A 7843-nucleotide genomic window follows, 5' to 3' on the forward strand; every position below is an offset into this window, starting at 1 on the left:
ACCTCCCGCTTTCTGCTTTCTGCTTTCTTGCCCCTTGATTGGATCGACCATGAGCTTCACCGTTCTCGACTCCGCCTCCGAAGCCACCGCGCCGCGCATGGACGCGGCCTGGCTGGATGCGCACTGGATGCCCTTCACCGCCAACCGGCAGTTCAAGGCCGCGCCGCGCATGATCGTCTCGGGCCAGGGGGCCTACTACACCGATTCCGAAGGCCGCAAGATCTTCGACGGCCTTTCGGGCCTGTGGTGCGCGGGGCTGGGCCATGGCCGCAAGGACATCGCCGAGGCCATCGGCCGCGCGGCCGCCACGCTCGATTACGCACCGGCTTTCCAGTTCGGCCACCCGGCGTCGTTCGCGCTGGCCAACAAGATCAAGGAACTCACGCCCGCGGGGCTGGACTACGTGTTCTTCACCGGCTCGGGCTCGGAGTCGGCCGACACGTCGCTCAAGATGGCGCGCGCTTACTGGCGTGCCAAGGGCCAAGGCAGCAAGACGCGCCTGATCGGCCGCGAGAAGGGCTACCACGGGGTGAACTTCGGCGGCATCTCGGTGGGCGGCATGGTGGGCAACCGCAAGACCTTCGGCCAGGGCGTGGAGGCGGACCATCTGCCGCACACGCAGCCGGCGATGGGCTCGTTCGTCAAAGGCATGGCCGAAGAAGGCGGCCGCGCGCTGGCGGACCGGTTGCTGGAGGTGATCGCGCTGCACGATGCCTCCAACATCGCGGCGGTGATCATGGAGCCGTTCTCGGGCTCGGCCGGCGTGGTGATTCCGCCCAAGGGCTATCTGGAGCGCATCCGCGAGATCTGCACGCAGAACAACATCCTGCTGATCTTCGACGAGGTCATCACCGGCTTCGGCCGCTGCGGCGCGTGGACGGGGTCGGAAGCCTTCGGCGTGACGCCCGACATCCTCAACTTCGCCAAGCAGGTGACCAACGGCGCGCAGCCGCTGGGCGGCGTGGTGGCTTCCAAGGAGATCTACGACACCTTCATGGCGCAGGGCGGGCCCGAGTACATGCTGGAGTTTCCGCACGGCTACACCTATTCGGCACACCCCGTGGCCTGCGCCGCTGGCCTGGCAGTGCTCGACATCCTGCAAAAGGAAGACATGCCCGGCCGCGCCAAGGCGCTGGCGCCGTATTTCGAGCAGGCGGTGCACAGCCTGAAGGGCGCGCAGCACGTGCTGGACATCCGCAACTACGGCCTGGCCGCCGGCTTCACCATCGCACCGCTGCCCGGCGAGCCGGCCCGCCGGCCCTACGAGATCGCCATGAACTGCTGGAAGAAGGGCTTTTACGTGCGCTACGGCGGCGACACGATCCAGCTGGCGCCGCCGTTCATCAGCGAACGCGCCGAGATCGACCGGCTGGTGAACGCCCTGGGCGATGCGCTGGCCGAGACGGCTTGAGTCCCGCTGCCCTTGTTTGCTATTAATTTTGTAGCTATGTGCCCTAGTGGAATATGCGCCAGGGGCATTTTTTATCCTGAAATCCATTCCCATGCACCAAGACCAGAACGTCACCGCCACCATCGGCCACCTGATCGACGGCCAGATCGTGGCCGACACCGCCCGCACGCAGCCCGTGTTCAACCCCGCCACGGGCCAGTCGTCCACCAGCGTGGCGCTGGCCTCGCAGGCCACGGTGGAGCAGGCCATCGCCTCGGCCGAAGCGGCCTTTCCCGCCTGGCGCAACACGCCGCCGCTCAAGCGCGCGCGGGTCATGTCCAAGCTCAAGGTGCTGCTGGAAGAGCACGCCGATGAAATCGCCGCGCTGATCACCGCCGAGCACGGCAAGGTGCTGAGCGACGCGCACGGCGAACTGCAGCGCGGCATCGAGAACGTGGAATACGCCAGCTACGCGCCCGAGTTGCTCAAGGGCGAGCACAGCCGCAACGTGGGCCCGAACATCGATTCGTGGAGCGAGTTCCAGGCGCTGGGCGTCACGGCCGGCATCACGCCGTTCAACTTTCCGGCCATGGTGCCGCTGTGGATGTGGCCCATGGCCATCGCCTGCGGCAACACCTTCGTGCTGAAACCATCCGAGCGCGACCCGAGCAGCACGCTGTTCATCGCCCGGCTGGCGCTGCAAGCGGGCCTGCCGCCCGGCGTGCTGAACGTGGTCAACGGCGACAAGACGGCGGTGGACACGCTGCTGCGCGATGCGCGCGTGAAGGCGGTGAGCTTCGTGGGCTCCACGCCGATCGCCGAGTACATCTATTCGGAAGGCTGCAAGCACGGCAAACGCGTGCAGGCCCTGGGCGGCGCCAAGAACCATGCGGTGCTGATGCCCGACGCCGACGTGGGCAACGCCGTGAGCGCGCTGATGGGCGCGGCGTATGGATCGTGCGGCGAGCGCTGCATGGCGATCCCGCTGCTGGTGGCCGTGGGCGACGAAGTGGGCGATGCGGTGATCGCGGGCCTGAAGACCGAGATCGCGAAGATGAAGGTCGGCCCCGGCACCCAGACCGACAACGGCGGCAACGACATGGGCCCGCTGGTCACCCAGGCGCACTTCGAGAAGGTGAAGGCGTATGTGGACAGCGGCGTGCAGGAGGGCGCCACCCTGGTGGTCGATGGCCGCGGCATGCAGGTGGCAGGCCATGAGGCGGGCTACTTCCTCGGCGCCTGCCTGTTCGACCACGTGAAGCCCGGCATGAAGATCTACCAGGAAGAGATCTTCGGCCCCGTGCTGGGCGTGGTGCGCGTGAAGACGCTGCAAGAAGCGATGCAGCTCATCAACGACCACGAATACGGCAACGGCACCTGCATCTTCACGCGCGATGGCGAGGCCGCCCGTTACTTCACCGACCACATCCAGGTCGGCATGGTGGGCGTGAACGTGCCGCTGCCGGTGCCCGTGGCGTACCACTCGTTCGGCGGCTGGAAGCGCAGCCTGTTCGGCGACCTGCATGCCTACGGCCCGGACGCCGTGCGCTTCTATACCAAGCGCAAGACCATCACGCAGCGCTGGCCCTCGGCCGGCGTGCGCGAAGGCGCGGTGTTCGCGTTTCCAAGCAGCCGCTGATCGAAAGCACAGCGGCCCGTGGCGCGCAAGGGCGCCCGGGCCGCGGGTGGCCTGCCGGGCTGTTCCCGGCTCAGGCGAGCGATGGGCTGAGCGAAGCGATCGATCAGCGCGGCAGCACGGTGACCGCGTTGCGGGCTTGGTCCGTGCTGAACATCACGCGCAGATTTTTCGCCGGCACGCCGCGCGACACCAGTTCCTTGCGCACGGCCAGGGCACGGGCCAGCGCGATTTCGCGGGCGTTCTTGGCGGCCTTGCGATCGGCATAGCCCTTGATTTCCCAGCGCTGGGTGCCGTTCTTGTCGGCGGTCAGAATGTCCAGCAGCGCAGGCGTGTCGGCCGGCAGTTCGGTCTCCAGGCCCGAGAACTCGGCCACCGTGCCGTCTTCAGGAATGCGCAGCGGTTCCGGCTCGGGCGCGGGTGCCGGTGCGGCCGGTGCCGGGGCGGGCGCTGGTGCGGCCTGGGCCGCGGCATCGGCTGCCGCGGCATTGGCGTCGGCGTTGCCCGACGTGTTGGCGCAGCCGCCCAGAAGCGCGGCGCTGAAAAGAAGACCCAGGAGTTTGCTGTGAGAGGTCATGAAGGTTGCCTGTTGCTGTGAATGAAAAGGGTTCGTCGGGAAGGCCGGAGCCCGGCCGGTGCGGTGGGTCGGCGGATCATTCCACCAGTTGCCAGAAGGTCACGCTCGCGAACTTGGCATCGTTGGCCCAGGGGTCCCAGATGGTCTTGGTGCCCTTGCTGCGGGCACCTTCCCAGTCGCCGAGCGAGGTGGACATGGCGGGCGGGTAGAGCTCCCGCGGGTGCGCAGCGTTTGGGTCTTGCCGCCGCGTGTGTACGAATACCCGCCCGCGGCCTGGTCGGGGCCGGGATAGACCACGATGACCGCACCGCACCGCACCGCACCGCACCGCACCGCACCAGTTCGCCCACTTGCGAGGCCTGCACCGAGCGCCAGCGGCGCTGGCCCTGCACATGGTCCATCAGCGCATTGGCGTTCATGTAGGGCTGGTCGGGCAGGTACTGCTTGATCACGTGCCACACGGTGTGGCTGCAGGAATTGGGATGCAGGTCGGCGGCTTGGTCGCACGCTTGTTTCAGCTTGGCGACGGCGGTGGCATCTACGGGCATGGGGTCTTGTCCTGGCCCGGCGACGGGGCCGAGGGCGCTGCCGGGGCTGCGAGGTAATGGCGGGTCTTGGCATCCCATCGCAGGGTGGGCAGGCGGTAGTCGCCACCGGCTGCGGGTGAACGCACCTGGAGCTGGATCTCCTGGGGCAGGCCGGCGCGCCACCGGCCGGGGCGCACTTCCAGTTCTTCGGGCGGATCGACCGGGAACAAATGCGGCAACTGGCCAAGGCAGCGGCCCGTTTCGTCCACCAGCTGGGGCAGCGGAAACTTCTCCCACGGTGCGTCGGCCGGCAAGCGGCGGTAATGCTCGTCCGTGAAGACCGCCAGCAGGCGCACCTTGGGCGGGGCCTTGCCGGCGCCGGCCTGTGCCAGGGAGCACACGCGCACCGCAGCGCGGTAGGGCTCCCAGGCCGTGGGCAGCGCGAGATCGGTGCCGGCCGGCTTGCAGTGGGCCGGGTCCACCGCCGCAGGGGCCTTGGTTCCGGCCTGGGCTGCGGTCAGCAGCACAGCGGCCGCCAGCCATCCGGCCCACGGAAGAACTGCATTCATGGTGCGTTGGAAGAATGAAAAGGAATGTATCGGGACTCGCTGAGCGGCATCGCCCTCCCGGTCGCTGCAGCCCGCAGGCGCGAAGTGTCGCCGCGGATGCGGTCAAATCCGTGGCAATGGTTCCCAAAGATACCAATTGATTCAAAAATAACACCCGCCAACACAGTGAGCGAATGCCGCAAGTACCGCGAATGGAGGGAATCGCTCAGCGATCGCGCACGTGGGCCGAGCGGGGACTGCGCAGCGTGTCGGCATCCAGGATCAGCCGGCCCTGGATGCGGCCCTTCATGCGCTTGACGCTGCTGGCCGCGTCCTGCATGTGGCGTGCCATCAACTCCCGCACCTGGGCCGCATCCCGCGCGCGCGCCGCCTGCACGATGTCGCGGTGGAAATTGGCGTTGGCCTCGCCGAAGCGCCGGTGCTCCGATTTCGGGGTGCGGTTGCCGTACACGATGAGCTGGCGCAGCATTTCGTTGATCAGCTCGCAGGTGAAGCGCAAAAAGGGGTTGGGGTTGGCTGCGGCCAGGATGTCGTGGAAGTTCACGTCCTCGCGGCGCTGGCTCAGCAGGTCTTCGCTGCTGGAGTTGGGGTCGCAGCAGGCGATGCTGTGTTCCAGCGCTTCGAAGTCGGCCTCGGTCAGATGGGGCACGGCGCCAGCGGCCAGTTCGGGCTCCAGGAACTGGCGCACGGCGTAGATGTTGTCGATGGTCACGTCCTGGAAGAACAGGTAGTTCTGCAGGAACTGGAGCGTGCGGTCCAGCGACACTTCGGCGATGGTGCCCCCGCCCGAGGGGCCGGTGGAGATGGTCACCAGGCCCTGCACCTCCAGCGATTTGAGCGCCTCGCGGATCGTGCCCTTGCTCACCTCGAACTGCGCCTGCAGCTCGCTCTCGCGCGGCAGGCGGTCACCGGGGCTCAGGTTCTTTTCGGTGATGAGCCGCTTGATCTCCTGCGCCACCAGGTCGGGGCGCTTCAGGGGCTTGATCGGCTTGCCGGCGGGCGGTTTCGTGGCCATGGTGCGTTGCTGGTTGGAAAGGGGGGTGGAGTGCGCAGTGCGGTGCCCTGCACGCGTCTGTCGCTTCCGTGGTGCAGTGTATGCACCAGGGCCGTGCAGCCGTGGACCAGGCAGGGACGCCGCAGTACGTGTTCGGTGACGGCCTGCTGTCGGCGGCCAAGAACATCTTCAAGGAAAAGGGCCTGGAGCACGTGGGCAACAGCTACTACTCGCTGGCCGAGAAGGAATTCAGCGGCTACCTCACCAACGCCATGGCCGCCAAGCCCGACGTGCTGCTGCTGCTGAACTTCGGCTCGCAGTCGTCCGACGCGCTGCGCCAGGCGGTGAGCTTCGGCATGCACAAGAACATGACCATCCTGATCGCCTGGGCGTCGGGCCTGGAGCAATTCGAATCGCTGGGCGCAGACCTGTGCGAGGGCGTGTATTTCGGCGCGCAGTACTGGCACACCGCCGATGCGCCGCTGAACCTGGAACTGGTCAAGCGCAGCAACGACAAGTTCAAGGCCAATCCCAACTACAGCATGGCGGGCTCGTACATCTGCACCAAGCTCCTGATCGACGGCATCATCAAGGCCGGCACGGTGGACCAGAAGGCCGTCATCGCTGCGCTGGAAGGCATGAAATACGCCGGCCTCACGGGAGAAGAAGAGGTCCGCAAGGGCGACCACCAGGTGCTCAAGAACTACTACCTGCTCAAGGGCAAGGCCCAAGGCCAGGATGACCAACAAGGACGACTACGTGGATGTGGTGAGTTCCGGCAAGTCCTTCCTGCCCGTCGATCAGACGGGCTGCAAGCTCGCCTGACGCGCGCCGGGCGCGGCGCCTGCACAGGCCCGGTCCGTCGGCAACGCACCCGCGCTCTGCGCTCTGGGGTGCCCCTCAACCAGCCTGCGCACGCGGGCTGGCCCTTCCTCCTTTCCTATCCGCCATGAGCATCTACCTGCTACAGGTCATCAACGGGATCGGCATCGGCATGCTGTATTTCCTGCTGGCCGTCGGCCTGTCCATCGTTTTCGGCCTGCTGCGCTTCGTGAACTTCGCGCATGGCGCGTTCTACCTGCTGGGCGCGTATTTCTGCTACCAGATGACGCGCTGGGGCCTGAGCTTCTGGCTCGCGCTGGCCGTGGTGCCGATCGTGGTGGGCGCCCTGGGCTGGCTGACCGAAAAGCTGGTGCTGCGCCACGTGTACGCCAAGCCGCACGAGTTTCACATCCTCGTCACCGTGGGGCTGGCGCTGGCCGTGCAGGAACTGGTGATCCTGCAATGGGGCCCGCTGGGCGACAGCGTGGCGGTGCCCGACCTGCTGCAGGGCGTGGTGATGTGGGGCAGCTTCGTCTATCCGAAGTACCGGCTGTTCGTCATCGGCTTCACGGCCGTGCTCGCCGTGGGCCTTTGGTATGCGCTGGAGGGCACGCGCCTGGGCAGTGCGGTGCGTGCCGGCAGCGAATCGACCGAGATGGTGTCGCTGCTGGGCATCAACGTGTTCCGCATCTTCAGCCTGGTGTTCGCCCTGGGCGCTGCCACGGCGGCCATCGCGGGCGTGCTGGCCGCCCCCATCCGCGGGGCCGAGCCCTTCATGGGCATCGAGGCGCTGGGCGTGGCCTTCGTGGTCGTGGTGGTGGGCGGCATGGGCAGCTTCGGCGGCGCGCTGGTCGGTGGCCTCTTGATCGGCATCGTGCAAAGCGTGATGAGCACGGTGTGGCCTGAAGGGGCGCGCCTGATGATCTACATCGCCATGGCGGCCGTGCTGCTGTTGCGCCCGCATGGCCTGCTGGGCCGCAAAGGATGAACCCCGCCATGACGATCTTGCGCAAACACTTTCATCTGCCGCTGGCGCTGGCCTTCGTGCTGGCGATGCCGCTCACCATGCAATCCGGATCGCTCGCCAGCGAGGTGCTGATCTATGGCCTGGCGGCCATGGGCTGCAACCTGCTGCTGGGCCACACGGGGCTGCTGTCCTTCGGGCAGGGCATCTTCTTCGGCCTGGGCAGCTACACCATCGCGCTCACGCTCACGCTCACGCTCACGCTCACGCTCACGCTCACGCTCACGCTCACGCTCACGCTCACGCTCACGCTCACGCTCACGCTCACGCTCACGCTCACGCTCACGCTCACGCTCACGCTCAC

7 protein-coding genes and 1 pseudogene are annotated in these 7843 nt (G+C 67.0%); 5 read left to right on the forward strand and 3 right to left on the reverse strand.

Annotation, left to right across the window (positions count from 1 at the left end; genetic code table 11):
* The first annotated feature begins 49 nt into the window (after positions 1–49).
* Together aptA and AVHM3334_RS12360 are read left to right on the forward strand one after the other, a co-directional pair.
* Positions 50–1411: an omega-aminotransferase AptA gene (aptA, locus tag AVHM3334_RS12355; RefSeq protein WP_284412682.1), complete on the forward strand. Its 1362-nt coding sequence runs from the start codon at positions 50–52 to the stop codon at positions 1409–1411.
* Between the two features lie 91 nt (positions 1412–1502).
* Complete coding sequence (locus tag AVHM3334_RS12360; RefSeq protein ID WP_284412684.1) at positions 1503–3029, forward strand: CoA-acylating methylmalonate-semialdehyde dehydrogenase; 1527 nt, start codon at positions 1503–1505, stop codon at positions 3027–3029.
* A 103-nt stretch (positions 3030–3132) separates the two neighbouring features.
* On the opposite strand, the gene AVHM3334_RS12365 is transcribed toward AVHM3334_RS12360, so the two are convergent.
* The 3 genes from AVHM3334_RS12365 to AVHM3334_RS12375 form a co-directional block, all read right to left on the reverse strand.
* A complete protein-coding gene (locus tag AVHM3334_RS12365; RefSeq protein ID WP_284412685.1) occupies positions 3133–3603 on the reverse strand; it encodes an OmpA family protein in 471 nt (156 codons plus the stop codon).
* Positions 3604–4141: 538 nt separating this feature from the next.
* Positions 4142–4699, reverse strand: coding sequence for a hypothetical protein (locus AVHM3334_RS12370; RefSeq protein WP_284412687.1), 558 nt, complete (start codon positions 4697–4699; stop codon positions 4142–4144).
* Between the two features lie 205 nt (positions 4700–4904).
* Complete coding sequence (locus AVHM3334_RS12375; protein WP_284412689.1) at positions 4905–5714, reverse strand: FadR/GntR family transcriptional regulator; 810 nt, start codon at positions 5712–5714, stop codon at positions 4905–4907.
* 116 nt (positions 5715–5830) lie between these two features.
* Between AVHM3334_RS12375 and AVHM3334_RS12380 the strand changes: the two are divergent.
* From AVHM3334_RS12380 to AVHM3334_RS12390, 3 genes and pseudogenes are all read left to right on the forward strand, one after another.
* Positions 5831–6518: pseudogene (locus AVHM3334_RS12380) on the forward strand (ABC transporter substrate-binding protein); the annotation flags it as partial.
* 124 nt (positions 6519–6642) lie between these two features.
* Complete coding sequence (locus tag AVHM3334_RS12385; protein ID WP_284412691.1) at positions 6643–7503, forward strand: branched-chain amino acid ABC transporter permease; 861 nt, start codon at positions 6643–6645, stop codon at positions 7501–7503.
* 8 nt (positions 7504–7511) lie between these two features.
* The coding region (locus tag AVHM3334_RS12390) for an ABC transporter permease subunit (protein WP_502869897.1) at positions 7512–7843 on the forward strand (332 nt) is incomplete at its 3' end.

The organism is Acidovorax sp. SUPP3334, from assembly GCF_030159055.1.
Classification (GTDB): domain Bacteria; phylum Pseudomonadota; class Gammaproteobacteria; order Burkholderiales; family Burkholderiaceae_C; genus Paracidovorax.